At 68.5% G+C, this 14,448-nt stretch carries 16 protein-coding genes; 13 read left to right on the forward strand and 3 right to left on the reverse strand.

The window, feature by feature from the left end; all coding sequences use genetic code 11:
* The first annotated feature begins 10 nt into the window (after positions 1 to 10).
* The 6 genes from rbfA (at position 11) to Sp245p_RS01515 (ending at position 5,734) form a co-directional block, all read left to right on the forward strand.
* On the forward strand, positions 11 to 595 hold the full coding sequence (rbfA, locus tag Sp245p_RS01490) for a 30S ribosome-binding factor RbfA (RefSeq protein WP_014238845.1): 585 nt from the start codon (positions 11 to 13) through the stop codon (positions 593 to 595).
* Positions 585 to 1,523 carry a tRNA pseudouridine(55) synthase TruB gene (gene truB, locus Sp245p_RS01495; protein WP_109138327.1) on the forward strand — a complete coding sequence of 313 codons (939 nt, stop codon included), beginning with the start codon at positions 585 to 587 and terminating at the stop codon, positions 1,521 to 1,523. The genes rbfA and truB overlap by 11 nt, the downstream gene beginning before the upstream one ends.
* A 15-nt stretch (positions 1,524 to 1,538) precedes the next feature.
* Positions 1,539 to 1,808, forward strand: coding sequence for a 30S ribosomal protein S15 (gene rpsO / locus Sp245p_RS01500; RefSeq protein WP_035670129.1), 270 nt, complete (start codon positions 1,539 to 1,541; stop codon positions 1,806 to 1,808).
* A 298-nt stretch (positions 1,809 to 2,106) separates the two neighbouring features.
* Positions 2,107 to 4,227: a polyribonucleotide nucleotidyltransferase gene (gene pnp, locus Sp245p_RS01505; RefSeq protein WP_014238841.1), complete on the forward strand. Its 2,121-nt coding sequence runs from the start codon at positions 2,107 to 2,109 to the stop codon at positions 4,225 to 4,227.
* 170 nt (positions 4,228 to 4,397) lie between these two features.
* Positions 4,398 to 5,159, forward strand: a complete 762-nt coding sequence (locus Sp245p_RS01510) for a class I SAM-dependent methyltransferase (RefSeq protein ID WP_052584208.1) — start codon at positions 4,398 to 4,400, stop codon at positions 5,157 to 5,159.
* Between the two features lie 62 nt (positions 5,160 to 5,221).
* Positions 5,222 to 5,734: a hypothetical protein gene (locus Sp245p_RS01515; RefSeq protein ID WP_014238839.1), complete on the forward strand. Its 513-nt coding sequence runs from the start codon at positions 5,222 to 5,224 to the stop codon at positions 5,732 to 5,734.
* A gap of 11 nt (positions 5,735 to 5,745) precedes the next feature.
* Here Sp245p_RS01515 and ypfJ read toward each other — a convergent pair whose 3' ends face one another.
* The gene (ypfJ, locus tag Sp245p_RS01520; RefSeq protein WP_014238838.1) at positions 5,746 to 6,639 is read right to left on the reverse strand and encodes a KPN_02809 family neutral zinc metallopeptidase; all 894 of its coding nucleotides are present in this window, start codon (positions 6,637 to 6,639) and stop codon (positions 5,746 to 5,748) included.
* A gap of 125 nt (positions 6,640 to 6,764) precedes the next feature.
* On the opposite strand from ypfJ, the gene Sp245p_RS01525 reads away from it, so the two are divergent.
* A complete protein-coding gene (locus Sp245p_RS01525) occupies positions 6,765 to 7,319 on the forward strand; it encodes a TspO/MBR family protein (protein WP_014238837.1) in 555 nt (184 codons plus the stop codon).
* Here the strand turns inward: Sp245p_RS01525 and Sp245p_RS01530 are convergent, their stop codons facing one another.
* Positions 7,320 to 8,354 (reverse strand): lysine-2,3-aminomutase-like protein, encoded by a 1,035-nt coding sequence (locus tag Sp245p_RS01530; protein WP_014238836.1) that lies wholly within the window; start codon positions 8,352 to 8,354, stop codon positions 7,320 to 7,322.
* 65 nt (positions 8,355 to 8,419) lie between these two features.
* Between Sp245p_RS01530 and Sp245p_RS01535 the strand changes: the two genes are divergently transcribed.
* The 5 genes from Sp245p_RS01535 (at position 8,420) to Sp245p_RS01555 (ending at position 12,574) form a co-directional block, all read left to right on the forward strand.
* Positions 8,420 to 9,169 carry a glycerophosphoryl diester phosphodiesterase gene (locus Sp245p_RS01535; protein ID WP_014238835.1) on the forward strand — a complete coding sequence of 250 codons (750 nt, stop codon included), beginning with the start codon at positions 8,420 to 8,422 and terminating at the stop codon, positions 9,167 to 9,169.
* A gap of 229 nt (positions 9,170 to 9,398) precedes the next feature.
* Positions 9,399 to 10,796 carry an NAD(P)H-dependent flavin oxidoreductase gene (locus Sp245p_RS01540; protein WP_038531606.1) on the forward strand — a complete coding sequence of 466 codons (1,398 nt, stop codon included), beginning with the start codon at positions 9,399 to 9,401 and terminating at the stop codon, positions 10,794 to 10,796.
* Between the two features lie 137 nt (positions 10,797 to 10,933).
* Positions 10,934 to 11,365 carry an iron response transcriptional regulator IrrA gene (gene irrA, locus Sp245p_RS01545; protein WP_014238832.1) on the forward strand — a complete coding sequence of 144 codons (432 nt, stop codon included), beginning with the start codon at positions 10,934 to 10,936 and terminating at the stop codon, positions 11,363 to 11,365.
* A gap of 199 nt (positions 11,366 to 11,564) precedes the next feature.
* The gene (locus Sp245p_RS01550; protein ID WP_014238831.1) at positions 11,565 to 11,984 is read left to right on the forward strand and encodes a rubrerythrin family protein; all 420 of its coding nucleotides are present in this window, start codon (positions 11,565 to 11,567) and stop codon (positions 11,982 to 11,984) included.
* Positions 11,981 to 12,574, forward strand: coding sequence for a DUF3501 family protein (locus tag Sp245p_RS01555; RefSeq protein WP_014238830.1), 594 nt, complete (start codon positions 11,981 to 11,983; stop codon positions 12,572 to 12,574). The genes Sp245p_RS01550 and Sp245p_RS01555 overlap by 4 nt, the downstream gene beginning before the upstream one ends.
* Positions 12,575 to 12,658: 84 nt before the next feature.
* Here Sp245p_RS01555 and Sp245p_RS01560 read toward each other — a convergent pair whose 3' ends face one another.
* Complete coding sequence (locus tag Sp245p_RS01560; RefSeq protein ID WP_014238829.1) at positions 12,659 to 13,213, reverse strand: SH3 domain-containing protein; 555 nt, start codon at positions 13,211 to 13,213, stop codon at positions 12,659 to 12,661.
* Positions 13,214 to 13,443: 230 nt separating this feature from the next.
* Here Sp245p_RS01560 and Sp245p_RS01565 point away from each other — a divergent pair, with 230 nt between their 5' ends.
* Positions 13,444 to 14,433, forward strand: a complete 990-nt coding sequence (locus Sp245p_RS01565) for a 2-hydroxyacid dehydrogenase (RefSeq protein WP_014238828.1) — start codon at positions 13,444 to 13,446, stop codon at positions 14,431 to 14,433.
* The last annotated feature ends 15 nt before the right edge of the window (positions 14,434 to 14,448 follow it).

A 14,448-nucleotide genomic window follows, 5' to 3' on the forward strand; every position in this document is an offset into this window, starting at 1 on the left:
GATCGACAGCATGAGAAAGAAACACGATCTGGCCGGAAAGCCGCCGTCCCAGCGCCAGCTCCGCATCGGCGAGGAAATCCGCCATGCTCTGGCGGATCTGTTCCGGCGCGGCGACTTCCACGACCCCGAACTGGCGGAACTGAACGTCACGGTGACCGAGGTGCGGATCAGCCCGGATCTGCGCAACGCCACCGCCTTCGTCACGCCGCTGGGCGGCGGCCCGATGGACGAGACGCTGTCGGCCCTGCGCCGTGCCGCCCCCTTCCTGCGCGGCCAGGTCGCCCGCGCCATCAACCTGCGCCACGCCCCGACGCTGAGCTTCGAAGCCGACACCTCCTTCGACTATGCCGGGCGCATCGACGATATCCTGCACAGCCCGGCGGTCGCCCGCGACGTCGGCTACCGCACGCTGGCCGACCGCGTGAACGGCGACGACGACCATGACGACGAGGACGACGGCTGGGACGAGGAGGACGAGACCGAGACGGACGACCTCGACGGCGATGACGACCTCGACGACGAGGATGACGACGAAGACGAAGACGACGGGGATGAGGGCAACGGCGGCGAGGGCGAGGGGCGCCGTGGCTCGTAAGCGCAAGGGCGAGCCGATCCACGGCTGGGTCGTGCTGGACAAGCCGGCGGGGATGACCTCGACGCAGGCGCTGTCCAAGGTGCGGCGCCATCTGAACGCGGAGAAGGCCGGGCACGGCGGCACGCTGGACCCCATCGCCACGGGCATCCTGCCCATCGCGTTGGGCGAGGCGACCAAGACCGTGTCCTACGCCATGGACGGCGAGAAGACCTACCGCTTCACCGTGGCCTGGGGCACCCGCACGACCACAGACGACCGCGAGGGAACGGCGGTGGAGACGTCCGCGGCGCGTCCCGACGCCGAGGCGATCCGCGCCGCTCTGCCCGGCTTCCTCGGCTTCGTCGAGCAGATCCCGCCGCAATACTGCGCTCTGAAGATCAACGGCGAGCGCGCCTACGACATCGCCCGCGAGGGGGAGGTGGTGGACATCGCCCCGCGCACCGTGCGCATCGACCGGCTGGAGCTGATCGAGACTCCGGACGCCGACCACGCGGTGCTGGAGGTGGATTGCGGCAAGGGCACCTATGTCCGCTCCATCGCCCGCGACCTCGCCGAACGGTTGGGGACGCTGGGGCACATCCGCGATCTGCGACGCCTGCGCGTGGGGTCCTTCACGCTGGACGGGGCGATTTCCCTGGACGATCTGACCGCGATGGAGCAAGGTGCCGCGGTCGAAAGACTTCTGCTGCCGATCGAGACCGCGCTGGACGACATCCCGGCGCTGGCCCTGACGGACGCGGAAGCGCACCGACTGAAGCACGGCCAGACGGTGGCACTCCTCACCCGGCAGGACCGCGAACGCCTCACGGCGCTGCGCGGCGATGTTGGTGGGGATGGCACCGTCATTGCGCTTTTCGGCGGCAAGCCGGTGGCGCTGGCGCGCGTGGAGGGGGCGGAGGTCCGTCCGGTGCGCGTTCTCAACCTATGAACGATGGAGACCCCGATGTCGATCACGCCCGATCGCAAGCAGGAACTCATTAAGGACTATTCGCGCGGCACCAACGACACCGGTTCGCCCGAGGTCCAGGTCGCGATCCTGTCCGAGCGCATCCGGAACCTGACCGAGCACCTGCAGGGCCACAAGAAGGACTTCCACTCCCGCCGTGGTCTGCTGGTGATGGTCGGCCAGCGTCGCCGTCTTCTCGACTATCTCAAGAAGAAGGACAACAGCCGCTACGCCACGCTCATCGAGCGTCTGGGCCTGCGTCGCTGATTTTCAAAAGGCGTCCGTCCTGGTGACCGAACATCCGTCCCGATCCGCGCTCGATCCGCCGCACCGTCCTTCGGTGCACCGGGAAGTGTCGCGCCGGTCGGGGCGTTTGGTTGTTCGCGAAGGTATGTTCTAGTCAGACGGCCGGCCCGGACCTTCCGGGACCGGCCGTTTTGATGTTTTAGCCCTTTTCGGGTTTTAGCCCTTTGCTTGGGGTTTCACATGCGGGGTCCGACGACCGATGACCCCGGCTTAGGCCAGCAATCCGGCGGGCCTAGGTGTCGGATGGAAGGAAGAATCCATGTTCAAAGTTTTCCGCAAAGAAATCGAATGGGGTGGACGCAAGCTGACGTTCGAGACGGGCAAGATCGCTCGTCAGGCCGACGGCGCGGTGCTGGTCACCTATGGTGAGACCACGGTCCTCTGCACGGTCGTCGGCGCCAAGTCGCCGAAGCCGGGCGTCGATTTCTTTCCGCTGACGGTCAATTACCAGGAAAAGTCCTTCGCAGCCGGCAAGATTCCCGGCGGCTTCTTCAAGCGTGAAGGCCGCCCGACGGAGAAGGAGACGCTGGTCAGCCGCCTGATCGACCGTCCCATCCGTCCGCTGTTCGCCGATGGCTTCCGCAACGAGACGCAGGTCATCTGCACCGTGCTGAGCCACGATCTGGAGAACGATCCGGACATCGTCGCGATGGTCGGCACCTCGGCCGCGCTGACGATCTCCGGCATCCCGTTCCTCGGTCCGATCGGTGCTGCCCGCGTCGGCTACGTCGACGGCCAGTATGTGCTGAACCCGACCATGGACGCCGTTGACGGTTCCGCGCTCGACCTCGTGGTCGCCGGTACCCAGGAAGGCGTGCTGATGGTCGAATCGGAAGCCAAGGAGCTGTCCGAGGAGGTCATGCTGGGCGCCGTGATGTTCGGTCACAGCGGCTTCCAGCCGGTCATCAACGCCATCATCGATCTGGCCGAAGAGTGCGCCAAGGAGCCGTGGGACCTGCCGGAGCCGGCCTACGACCGCGCCGCCCTGAAGGCGAAGCTGCGCGCGACCGTCGGCGCCGACGTGGAGGCCGCCTACACCGAGACGGTCAAGCAGGTCCGCTACGAGAAGATCGGCGCCGCCAAGGCGAAGGCGCTGGAGGCTCTGGCCGAGGCCCACGAGACCCAGGCCATCGTGACCGAGTTCAAGGAGCTGGAGGCCGACATCCTGCGCGGCGCCGTCCTGAAGACCGGCCGCCGCATCGACGGCCGCGACACCAAGACGGTCCGCCCGATCGTGTCGGAGGTCGGCGTGCTGCCGCGCGCCCACGGTTCGGCGCTGTTCACCCGCGGCGAGACCCAGGCGCTGGTCGTCACCACGCTGGGCACCAGCCAGGACGAACAGATCATCGACGCGCTGCAGGGCGAGTACCGGGAGCACTTCATGCTCCACTACAACTTCCCTCCGTACTCGGTGGGCGAGGCCGGCCGCATGGGCTCGCCGGGCCGCCGCGAGATCGGCCACGGCAAGCTGGCGTGGCGCGCCATCCACCCGCTGCTGCCGAAGAAGGAAGACTTCCCCTACACGCTGCGCGTGGTGTCGGAAGTGACCGAGTCCAACGGCTCGTCGTCGATGGCGACGGTCTGCGGCACCTCGCTGTCGCTGATGGACGCCGGCGCCCCGCTGGCGCGTCCGGTGGCCGGCATCGCCATGGGCCTGATCAAGGAAGACGACGGCTTCGCGGTCCTGTCGGACATCCTGGGTGACGAGGATCACCTGGGCGACATGGACTTCAAGGTGGCCGGCACCGACGCGGGCATCACCGCGCTCCAGATGGACATCAAGATCACCTCGATCACCGAGGAGATCATGAAGATCGCCCTGGGCCAGGCCAAGGACGGCCGGCTGCACATCCTGGGCGAGATGTCCAAGGCGCTGACCGGCGCCCGCGAGGCGGTGAACGAGAACGCCCCGCGCATCACCGTGATCAACATCCCGAAGGAGAAGATCCGCGACGTGATCGGCTCCGGCGGCAAGGTGATCCGCGAGATCGTGGAGCAGACCGGCGCCAAGATCGACATCGAGGACGACGGCACGGTCAAGGTCGCCGCGGTGGACACCAAGGCCGCCCAGGCCGCCATTGACTGGATCAAGGGCATCGTCGCCGAGCCGGAAATGAACGTGGTCTACACCGGCAAGGTCGTGAAGGTCGTCGATTTCGGCGCCTTCGTGAACTTCCTGGGCTCGCGCGACGGCCTCGTCCATATTTCCGAGCTGGCGCAGCAGCGCGTCGGCAAGGTGTCGGACGTCGTGTCGCAGGGCGATTCGGTGAAGGTGAAGGTCATCGGCTTCGACGACCGCGGCAAGGTGAAGCTGTCGATGAAGCAGGTCGACCAGGCCACCGGCGAAGACCTGACCAAGAAGGACGGCCCCGCCGCCTGATAGCGGGGTCTTTTTCTCCCTCCCCTGCGATAGCGGGGGAGGGTCGGGGAGGGGCGGGACGCGTCCACCCCCAATCCTCTTTCGCTTTTTCATCGCTTCCGGCCTTCGGCTGCCCCCGTCCCCCGTGTTACAAGGTGGAACCACCACCATTGCGGGACGCGTGCCTGTCCATGCCCGACCAGCCCTCCGAAACCGCAGTCTTCCCGCCGGATGGACCGTCCTTCCGGATCGACTGGGGGCTGCAAGGTCTTCTCCGCCTCGTCGATTCCTACGAGTTCCGCACGGTGCTGGACGTCGGATCGGGCGGTGGCGACCACGCGCGCCTGCTGCGCCACATCGGGAAGGAGGTGGTGACGGTCGATCTGCACCGCAGCGCCGACATTCGCGCCGACTTCATGGATGCGGCCATCGACCGGACCTTCGATGTGGTCTGGTGCTCCCATGTGCTGGAACACCAGCGCAATCCCGGTGCTTTTCTCGAAAAGCTGCGTCGCTGCCTTGTTCCGGACGGCGTGCTGGCGATCAGCGTCCCGACCCACCCAGCCGACCGCATGGTTGCCGGCCATGTGACGAGCTGGAACGCTTGGCTTCTCTGCTACAATCTGGTGCTGGCCGGTTTCGACTGCGCGCAGGCGCGCTACGTCAACACGGTGGATCTCAGCCTGATCGTCCGCAACCGCCCGGCCCTGGCCGGCGACATCGGCACGGGGGCGGGCAGCGGGGCCGACCTCGACCCGGCGGACGGAGCCGATCCCTTCACCGCCGTCGCCCCTTTTTTTCCCTTCCAGGTCGGCCAAGGCGCCACGGCGCCGCTGGGAGAGATGAATTGGGGTGGTTTCGATTACCTTCTTCCCGCCGGCTTCCCGTCCTTCCGCCTGCACAGCCGCTTCCTGCCGCCGGAAGGGCTGTTCATCGGCGGAGGGATAGGATGATGGCCGGTGCCCCGTTTGTTCCACGATCGGTACTTCCCGCTCCACGGACCCGGTGACCAACAATGCCCGTTTCCATTCCTGCCGACGCCACCCGTTGCCTGCATTACGGCGACGGCATGCTCCTGACGAGCGCCTTGATGACGCTCGAGCAGCGGTTCCTTCTGAACTGGAACGCCTTGCAGAACCGGCTGCTCCATACGCCCGGCGTGCTGGAGGGGCTGTTGGTGACCCACGGCGGTGGCGACCGCGTGACGGTCGGGAGCGGTGCGGGCTTCGATGCCTTGGGGCGCTTCCTGGTGCTGCCCGGCGAGGGCGCGTCCCTGACCGTGCCCGGCGGTTCGTCCGCTTCCTGCTACGTCCACCTGCTCTTCCCCGACCCGGCGCCGGTCGGCGAGGATGGAACCATCATGGATCTGGCGGCCGCCCCGCGGGTCGGCGACACGGAGGAGGCGCCGGACAACGGCGTGCTTCTGGCCGAGATCCGGCGCGATGCGGCGGGGGCGGTCGCCGGCGTGATCGACCGGCGCCAGCCGGTGCGCTCCCGCCTGCCCGCGCAACTGACCGACGCCGGATGATTTGAGGAGGGCTACAGCCGCTCCGCCCCGAACGTGTCGCAGGCGTTCAACTCCCCCCGCTCCAGCCCCTTGCGGAACCATTGCACCCGTTGGGCGGAACTGCCGTGGGTGAAGCTGTCCGGCGTCACGGTGCCGCGCGACTGCTTCTGCAAACGGTCGTCGCCGATGGCGCTGGCGGCGGTCAGGGCCTCCTCGACGTCGCCGGGCTCGATGATCTGGCGCTCGCGGTTGGCGTGGTTGGCCCACAGCCCGGCGAAGCAGTCGGCCTGAAGCTCCAGCCGCACCGACAGCCCGTTGGCGTCGGCCTGGGAGCCGGCCTGCCGCTGGGCCTGCTGCACGCGGTCGGAGATGCCCAGCAGGTTCTGCACATGGTGGCCGACCTCGTGGGCGATCACATAGGCCTGGGCGAAGTCGCCCGGCGCGCGGAAGCGGTCGCGCAGATCGCGGTAGAAGCTGAGGTCGATGTACACCTTGCGGTCCTGCGGGCAGTAGAAGGGACCCATCGCCGCCTGGGCGAAGCCGCAGCCGGAATCCACCGTGCCGGAGAACAGCACCAGCGCCGGGTCCTGGTAGGTGCGGCCGATTTGCTGGAACTGGGCGGCCCAAGTGTCCTCCGTGTCGGCGAGCACGACCGAGACGAAGCGCTTCAGTTCGTCATCCCCACCGCCGCGCGGGGCGTCGGATTGCTCGTAACGGGCCTGATCCTGCGGCGCCGTGCCCTGCAGAAGGTCCAGCGGGTTGATGCCCAGCAGGAGCGACACCACCACGATCACCGCCAGCCCGCCGATGCCGATCCCGCCGCGCCCGATGGGGATGCCGATCCCGCCGGTGCGGAACCCGCCGCTTCCGGGCGCGCCGCGCCGGTCCTCGACATTCTCGCTCTCGCGACCGTCCTGCCACCGCATTGCCCGATCCTCCCCCGACGCATTGCGAGAGGAGAACCAGCGAGGGGGCGCGGCTGTTCCAACGCTCCGCCGGATGCGCCAACCACGCGCTTGACCGCAAGCGGGGCCGTGCCATTTCCTAATGGATGAACCACCGCTCCTTCGTCCCGACGGAACCCGCAACCGACACCGGCCCGCTGCCCTTCCGCGTGTACTGGTGGCAGGCTCTGGTCTTCTGGCTGCTCACCAACACCTATGGCGTGTTCGAGCGGGGCGGGGAGCCGTTTCCCGGCTATCAGCCCTCGCCGCTGCAGCCGCCGGGCTGGGCCTTCCCCGTCGTCTGGTTCAGCATCAGCCTGATCCAGCTCTGGGGTTGCGTGCGGCTGCTGAACGCGCCCTGGCCGATCCGCTGGCGCCCGGCGTTGATCGGGATGCAGGGGGCGCTGTGGCTGCTCTACGCCAGCTTCGGATTCGCCTATTTCACGATGGGCAGCCCGATCCTGGCGGCGGCCTGGACCATCGCCTACTTCATCATCGCCTCGACCTGCGTGCTGCTGGTCTGGCCGGACGACCGCGCCATCGCGGCGAGCTGGCTGCCGCTGGTGCTGTGGACCGGCTTCGCCTCCATCGTCGCCGTCCATGGCGTGGTTCTGAACCCGGACCCGCTGTTCGGGTTGGGGCCGGGGCTGGGGACGCGCTGATCAGCCGCGGTAGCGGTGCGTCGCCCCGGTGAAGTCCTCCGCGAGATAGCCGCCTTCGCCATCGGGCCGCACCCAGCCCGGCGCGGCGGGGGCCTTGCCGTGCCCGCCGGGGATGTCCAGCACATAGGTCGGCTGGCAGAGGCCGGAGACGCGCCCGCGCAGCCCCTTCACCAGCGCCTGCCCCTCGGCCAGGGTCGGGCGGAAATGGCTGGTGCCGGCGGCGAGGTCGGGATGGTGCAGGTAATAGGGTTTGATCCGGTTGCGCACCAATCCCCGGAACAGCGCCTCCAGCGCCGCCGCATCGTCGTTGATGCCCTTCAGCAGCACCGTCTGGCCCAGCAGGGGAATGCCGGCGTCGGCCAGCCGGGCGATGGCGCCGCGCGCCGGCTCCGTCAATTCGTCGGCGTGGTTGACGTGGATGGCCATCCAGGTCGCCAGATCCGGCGCCTTCAGCGCCTCGACCAGCTCTGGGGTGACGCGCGCCGGGTCGGCGACGGGGATGCGGGTGTGCAGCCGCACCACCCCGACATGGGGGATGTCCGACAGGCTGCGGACAATGTGGGAGAGGCGCCGCGGCGACAGCAGCAGCGGATCGCCGCCGGTTACCACCACCTCCCACACCTCGGGGCGCGCACGTACGTACGCCAGCGCGGCGTCCAGCTCCTCGGGCGCCAGGGCCTCGCCGCCCGGGCCGACCATTTCCCGCCGGAAGCAGAAGCGGCAATAAACCGCGCAGGCGTGCAGCGGCTTCAGCAGGACCCGGTCGGGGTAGCGGTGGACGATGCCCTTCACCGGGCTGCGCACCACGTCGCCGATGGGGTCCTCGCGCTCCTCGGGCGCGGTGTACGCCTCCTCCGGAGAGGGGACGTACTGCGCGTACAGGGGATCGCCGGGCGCGGCGTCCGCCAGCGCTTCCAGCAAGTACGGGGTCAGGGCGATGGCGTAGCGGTCGGCCACGGCGGCCACGGCCTCGCCCGCTGCGGGCGTCATCAGCCCGGCGGCCACCAGATCGGTCACGCTGTGGGCTGCCTTCATCGCTCGTTCCCGATCCGCCGCTTTGCGCCTAGTATGAGAGGCCCGCTCTTACTCCCGCAGGACCCATGCTGTCGACTCTTCCCCGCCTGATCGGCCACCGCGGCGCCAAGGAAAGCGCACCGGAAAACACGCTCGCCAGCCTGCGCGAGGCCGCCCGCCAGGGCGCCGCCTGGGTCGAGGTGGACGTGATGCTCACCCGCGACCGCGTGCCGGTGCTGATCCACGACGACACGCTGGAGCGCACCACCAACGGCGCCGGGCCGGTGCCGGACCTGACCCTGGCGGAGCTGAAGGCGCTGGACGCCGGTTCCTGGTTCGACACCCGTTTCGCCGGCGAAACGGTGCCGACCCTGGAGGAAGCGCTGGGCGTGATCCGCAAGTTGGGCCTGGGCCTGAATCTGGAGATCAAACCCTATCCCGGCCAGGAGGTGCCGACGGCGGACGTTGCGCTGGAGCTGCTGACGCGGCTGTGGCCCGGCGGCCTGCCCCTGCTGGTGTCCAGCTTCGAGGTGCCCTGCCTGGAGGTGGCGCGCGACCGGGCGCCGGAGATTCCGCGCGGTTACCTGCTGTGGGACCCGCCCGCCGACTGGGCGGCCATCGCCGACCGCATTGGCGCGGCCACGCTGAACGTCCATCAGGATCGTCAGACGGCGGAGAGCGTCGCCGCTTACCGCGCCACCGGGCGCCCGGTGCTGGCCTACACGGTCAACGACGCGGCGCGGGCGCGGACGCTGTTCAGCTGGGGTGTGGCCGGACTCTTCACCGACGCGCCGGGCCGGCTGGCGGCGGAACTGGCCGCCGGGACGCCCCCGTGAGACGGTTTCCCCTGGGACCACCGGTTGACGCTTGGGGACATGCCGCTGTGACAGATTTTTTTCTAACACCGCGAATCCGCTCGTCCGCACGGAAATTTCCTCATATATAGATCGCTCATGGCGGCATGGGCCGTCGGGGGCACGACTCCCGGCGGCGTTTTTCGTCGTCTTTCGGGTCGCGCTGTCCGGGTGCCCGCACGCGGGCGCTCTCATGGTCTTGGAGGTTTCGTTGAAGGCGCTTAAGCCGTTGCTGATGTCTGGCCGGGAGGTTCTGCCGCTCGTCGAGGGTGGCAAGGGAATTGCCGTCTCCAACGGGGAAAGCTCGGGCGCCTGGGCGGCGGCCGGGGGTATCGGAACATTCTCGGGCGTGAACGCCGACAGCTACGACGAGAACGGGAATCTCCTGCCGCAGGTCTATCACGGCAAAACCCGCCGCGAGCGTCACGACGAGCTGATCAAGTTCGGCATCCAGGGCGGCATCGCGCAGGCGCGCATCGCGCACGAGGCGTCGAACGGCCAGGGCCGCATCCACATGAACGTCCTGTGGGAGATGGGCGGCGCCGAGCACATCCTGCACGGCGTGCTGGAAGGCTCCCAGGGCCTGATCCACGGTGTCACCTGCGGCGCCGGCATGCCCTACCGCGTGGCGGAGATCGCCGTGCATTACGGCGTGCATTACTACCCCATCGTCTCCTCGGCCCGCGCCTTCCGCGCCCTGTGGCTGCGCGCCTATCACAAGTTCCGCGAGAACCTGGGCGGCGTGGTCTACGAGGACCCGTGGCTGGCCGGCGGCCACAACGGCCTGTCCAACTCCGAGGACCCGCTGAAGCCGGAGGATCCGTTCCCCCGCGTCCTGGCGCTGCGCCAGATGATGAACAGCTTCGGCCTGAACGACACCCCCATCGTCATGGCGGGCGGCGTCTGGTGGCTGTCGGACTGGGAAGACTGGATCGACAACCCCGACCTGGGCCCGGTGGCCTTCCAGTTCGGCACGCGCCCGCTGCTGACCCAGGAAAGCCCGATCTCCAACGCCTGGAAGCATCGCCTGCTGACGCTGAAGGAAGGCGACGTCTTCCTGAACCGCTTCTCGCCGACGGGCTTCTACTCCTCCGCCGTCAAGAACCCGTTCCTGATGGACCTGATGGCCCGCTCGGAGCGTCAGGTGGCCTATCTGCCCAAGCCGGTGGGCGAGCACTCCGCCGAGCTGCCGCTGGGTCCGCGCGGCCGCCCGGTCTATGTGACCGAGACGGACAAGGCCCGCGCCGAGGGCTGGCTGTCCCAGGGCTTCACCAGCGGCCTGAAGACGCCGGACAGCACGGTCATCTTCGTCACGCCGGAGCAGGCGGAGCGCATCCACCGCGATCAGGTGGACTGCATGGGCTGCCTGTCGGCCTGCAACTTCTCCAACTGGGCGCAGAACGAGGAAGGCACGAACGGCAAGCGCGCCGATCCGCGCTCCTACTGCATCCAGAAGACCCTGCAGGCGGTCAGCCACACCGACGACTGCGAAAACCAGCTCATGTTCGCCGGTCACAACGCCTTCCGCTTCGCGTCGGACCCCTACTACAAGGACGGGTTCATCCCGACCGTGAAGCAGCTGGTCGAGCGGATCGCCACCGGCTACTGACGCCGTCGGTCCGCAGCTTTGCGGGGGGCGCTTGCCCCCTGACCTGAAATCGTTCTAAAGTGAGCGGGCTGCGGCAGATCGCCGCGGTCCGTTTCGCGTTCCGACTTTGTGACCTGAACCACGGCGAACAGACGACGATGACCGGCACCCGACCCTTCAAGCGCGCCCTCGACCGCCTGCAGACGGCAGGCTTCCGCCCGACGCGCCAGCGTCTGGGGCTGGCCCGCCTGCTGTTTGAAGGGGAGCACCGCCACGTCACCGCCGAGCAACTCCACACCGAGGCCATGGGAGCGGACCTGCGCGTCTCGCTGGCCACGGTCTACAACACGCTGAACCAGTTCACCGCCGCCGGCCTGCTGCGCGAGGTGGTGGTGGAAGCGGGCAAGTCCTACTTCGACACCAACACCAGCGACCATCACCATTTCTTCCTGGAAGGGACGGGTCGGCTGGAGGACATCCCCGGCGACGACGTGGTGGTGCAGCATCTGCCGCCGGCCCCGCCGGGCACGCGCATCGCCCGGGTGGACGTGATCGTCCGGCTGAGCGCGGAGCAGGGCGAGGATCGCTGAGGGCAAGGACCGCTGAAGGACAGGCGGCCGATGGCCGTCCCCGGAAAAAATCCGTCTCCCGACCGGGTCTTCGGGGAATTTCCGGAACATTGACGCGTTTTGGGAGCAATGGCATAAGCCGTAGCCGAGGCTCGGCCGCCGGAGGCCCCACGCCCGCGCGCGGCCGGGCCGGACAGAACCCCGTCTGGAGAAGGCCGCCATGTCGCTGAAGGGCACGAAGACCGAGCAGAACCTCAAGGCGGCCTTCGCGGGTGAGAGCCAGGCCAACCGCCGCTATCTCTATTTCGCCCAGAAGGCCGACGTGGAAGGCCACAACGAGGTCGCCGCCGTCTTCCGCTCCACCGCGGAGGGCGAAACCGGCCATGCCCACGGCCATCTGGAATTCCTGGAGGAGGCCGGCGACCCGATCACCGGCCTGCCCATCGGCGACACGGTGAGCAACCTGAAGGCCGCCATCGCCGGCGAGACCCACGAATACACCGACATGTATCCGGGCATGGCCCGCACCGCCCGCGAGGAAGGCTTCGAGGAGGTCGCGGACTGGTTCGAGACGCTGGCCAAGGCCGAGCGGAGCCACGCCGGGCGGTTCCAGAGGATGCTGGACCAGCTGTCGTCATGACGGCACGCCGGACCGCGATCACCCGCGCCGACATCCTTCCCCTGGACCGCTACGCCCGCGAGCGCGCCGCCCGGCGCAGCGCGCTGGTCACCGTGAAGAGGAAGCGCCGCGTTGCGGTCGGCCCCTACGCCCTCGTCCATTTCGAGAATTACGAGACGATGTGGCAGCAGGTCCACGAGATGCTGTTCATCGAGCGGGGCGGCGAGGCGCAGATCGACGGCGAACTGCACGCCTACAACGGCCTGATTCCGCAAGGGACGGAACTGGTCGCCACGCTGATGTTCGAGATCGCCGACCCGGCGCGCCGCGCCGCCGAGCTTGGCCGGCTGGGCGGGGTGGAGCGGACGGTGACGCTGCGCTTCGCCGGCCACACGGTGACCGGCCGGCCGGAGGAGGACGTGGCGCGCACGAACGAGGCCGGCAAGGCCTCCGCCGTCCATTTCCTGCATTTCGACTTCACGCCGGAGCAGATCGCCGCCTTCCGCACCCCCGGCATGGAGGTGATCCTCGGCATGGGCCATCCCCGCTACGGCCACATGGCGGTGATGCCGGAGGCGGTGCGGGCGGAGCTTGTGGGGGATTTCGGGTAGGGGGAAGCCCTCCCCTGCGCAGCGGGGGAGGGAAGGGGCCCGCGGCGTCAGCCGTGGGAAGGGTGGGGGCAAGCCGCCCGCCGGTTACTCGAACGTCTCGTCCTTGTAGGCGCCCCAGAACTCCCCCCGGCTCATCCAGCCGCGATAGCCCTTCAGGTCCACCTCGCACCACTCGCCCTTGCATTTGCGCAGCCAGCCGATCACCCCCGGCTGGGCGCGGGCCACGACGGCGGCGTCGCCGTGCGGCTCCTTGCGGACGGTGCGGATGTCGCCGGTGATGACGATGCTGCGCTTGCCCGACAGCATGCTCTGGTGCACCCAGCCCTCGCTGCCTTCCCAGTCGCGGATGCGTCGCCAGGTGTCGAATTCCTGGGTGATCTCCACCGGCATTTCCTTGCGGGTGAACACCCATTCGATGGGGTAGCGCACGTTGGGGCCGGTGCGCGCGTTCACCTCGCCCGAGCGCAGCGACACGAAACGGGGGATCGGCAGGCCCGAGGCGTGGGTCGGGTCCTTCTCGCGCCGCCCGCCTTCCGACGCGTCGGCGGTGGATGGCGTGACCGGCGCCAGGGCTGCGACGGCCAGCACCAGAACGGCGAGAGCGCGGCGGATGGCAGACGTCGTCGGCAACGGCAACACCGGCAGCCCCGTGCTGTGGAGATCGGAAGGATTTGAGTCGGACGCACTATAATTAGGGGTAGCCGCTGGGAGCAAGCGCAAGGCGCGGGCGGGCGCACGGCATCGGTTCTTGTCACATGGCGGGGCGGCTCATCGGGCTGGCCGCCGCGCCGAATCGTCACTGCCATCTGGACAGCTTCCCAACCGCTTGATAGGACAAGCGTCGGCCCGGAATGGGGGAGGCACCGTCTATGACCGAAAAGAAGAAGCCGCTCGTCGTCGTCACCCGGAAGTTGCCCGACGTCATCGAGACGCGGATGATGGAGTTGTTCGACGCACGGCTGAACTCCGACGACGAACCCTTGACCCACGCGCAGCTCATCGACGTGGTGCAGACGGCCGACGTGCTGGTTCCCACCGTCACCGACCGGATCGACCGCGAGGTGATCGAGAAGGCCGGGCCGCAGCTTCGTCTCATCGCCTCCTTCGGGACGGGCGTCGACCACATCGATCTGAAGGCGGCGCGGGAGCGCGGCATCAGCGTCACCAACACGCCGGGTGTTCTGACCGAAGACACGGCGGACATGACCATGGCCCTGCTGCTGGCGGTCGGCCGCCGGGTGGCGGAAGGCGAGCGACTGGTCCGCTCCGGCCAGTGGAAGGGCTGGGGGCCGACGACGATGCTCGGCCACCGCATCCAGGGCAAGCGGCTGGGCATCCTGGGCATGGGCCGCATCGGGCAGGCGCTGGCGCGCCGCGCGCGGGCCTTCGGCATGTCGATCCACTACCACAACCGCCGCCGCGTCTATCCGGACGTCGAGCAGGAGCTCGAGGCGACCTATTGGGAGAGCCTGGACCAGATGCTGGCGCGCATGGACGTGGTGTCCATCAACTGCCCGCACACCCCGGCCACCTACCACCTGCTGTCGGAGCGCCGGCTGAAGCTGCTGCGCCCGCACTGCTTCATCGTCAACACCTCGCGCGGCGAGGTCATCGACGAGACGGCGCTGACCCGGATGCTGTCGAAGGGCGAGATCGCCGGGGCCGGCCTGGACGTGTTCGAGCACGAGCCGGCGGTGAACCCGAAGCTGCTGCGGCTCGACAACGTGGTCCTGCTGCCGCACATGGGCTCCGCCACCATCGAGGGCCGCATCGACATGGGCGAGAAGGTCATTATCAACATCAAGACCTTCGCGGACGGCCACGCCCCGCCCGACCGCGTCCTGGAAACACTGCTGTAAGGCTGAGTGCAGGAG

Origin of the sequence: Azospirillum baldaniorum (genome assembly GCF_003119195.2) — a bacterium.
Classification (GTDB): domain Bacteria; phylum Pseudomonadota; class Alphaproteobacteria; order Azospirillales; family Azospirillaceae; genus Azospirillum; species Azospirillum baldaniorum.

Bases quoted from the DNA above. Each gene is read 5' to 3' on its own strand.
- Sp245p_RS01510 (WP_052584208.1), top strand. From the start codon at position 4,398: ATGCCCGACCAGCCCTCCGAAACCGCAGTCTTCCCGCCGGATGGACCG.
- Sp245p_RS01515 (WP_014238839.1), top strand. From the start codon at position 5,222: ATGCCCGTTTCCATTCCTGCCGACGCCACCCGTTGCCTGCATTACGGC.
- Sp245p_RS01555 (WP_014238830.1), top strand. From the start codon at position 11,981: ATGACGGCACGCCGGACCGCGATCACCCGCGCCGACATCCTTCCCCTG.
- irrA (WP_014238832.1), top strand. From the start codon at position 10,934: ATGACCGGCACCCGACCCTTCAAGCGCGCCCTCGACCGCCTGCAGACG.
- Sp245p_RS01565 (WP_014238828.1), top strand. From the start codon at position 13,444: ATGACCGAAAAGAAGAAGCCGCTCGTCGTCGTCACCCGGAAGTTGCCC.
- pnp (WP_014238841.1), top strand. From the start codon at position 2,107: ATGTTCAAAGTTTTCCGCAAAGAAATCGAATGGGGTGGACGCAAGCTG.
- Sp245p_RS01525 (WP_014238837.1), top strand. From the start codon at position 6,765: ATGAACCACCGCTCCTTCGTCCCGACGGAACCCGCAACCGACACCGGC.
- rbfA (WP_014238845.1), top strand. From the start codon at position 11: ATGAGAAAGAAACACGATCTGGCCGGAAAGCCGCCGTCCCAGCGCCAG.
- ypfJ (WP_014238838.1), bottom strand. From the start codon at position 6,639: ATGCGGTGGCAGGACGGTCGCGAGAGCGAGAATGTCGAGGACCGGCGC.
- Sp245p_RS01550 (WP_014238831.1), top strand. From the start codon at position 11,565: ATGTCGCTGAAGGGCACGAAGACCGAGCAGAACCTCAAGGCGGCCTTC.
- rpsO (WP_035670129.1), top strand. From the start codon at position 1,539: ATGTCGATCACGCCCGATCGCAAGCAGGAACTCATTAAGGACTATTCG.
- Sp245p_RS01530 (WP_014238836.1), bottom strand. From the start codon at position 8,354: ATGAAGGCAGCCCACAGCGTGACCGATCTGGTGGCCGCCGGGCTGATG.
- Sp245p_RS01535 (WP_014238835.1), top strand. From the start codon at position 8,420: ATGCTGTCGACTCTTCCCCGCCTGATCGGCCACCGCGGCGCCAAGGAA.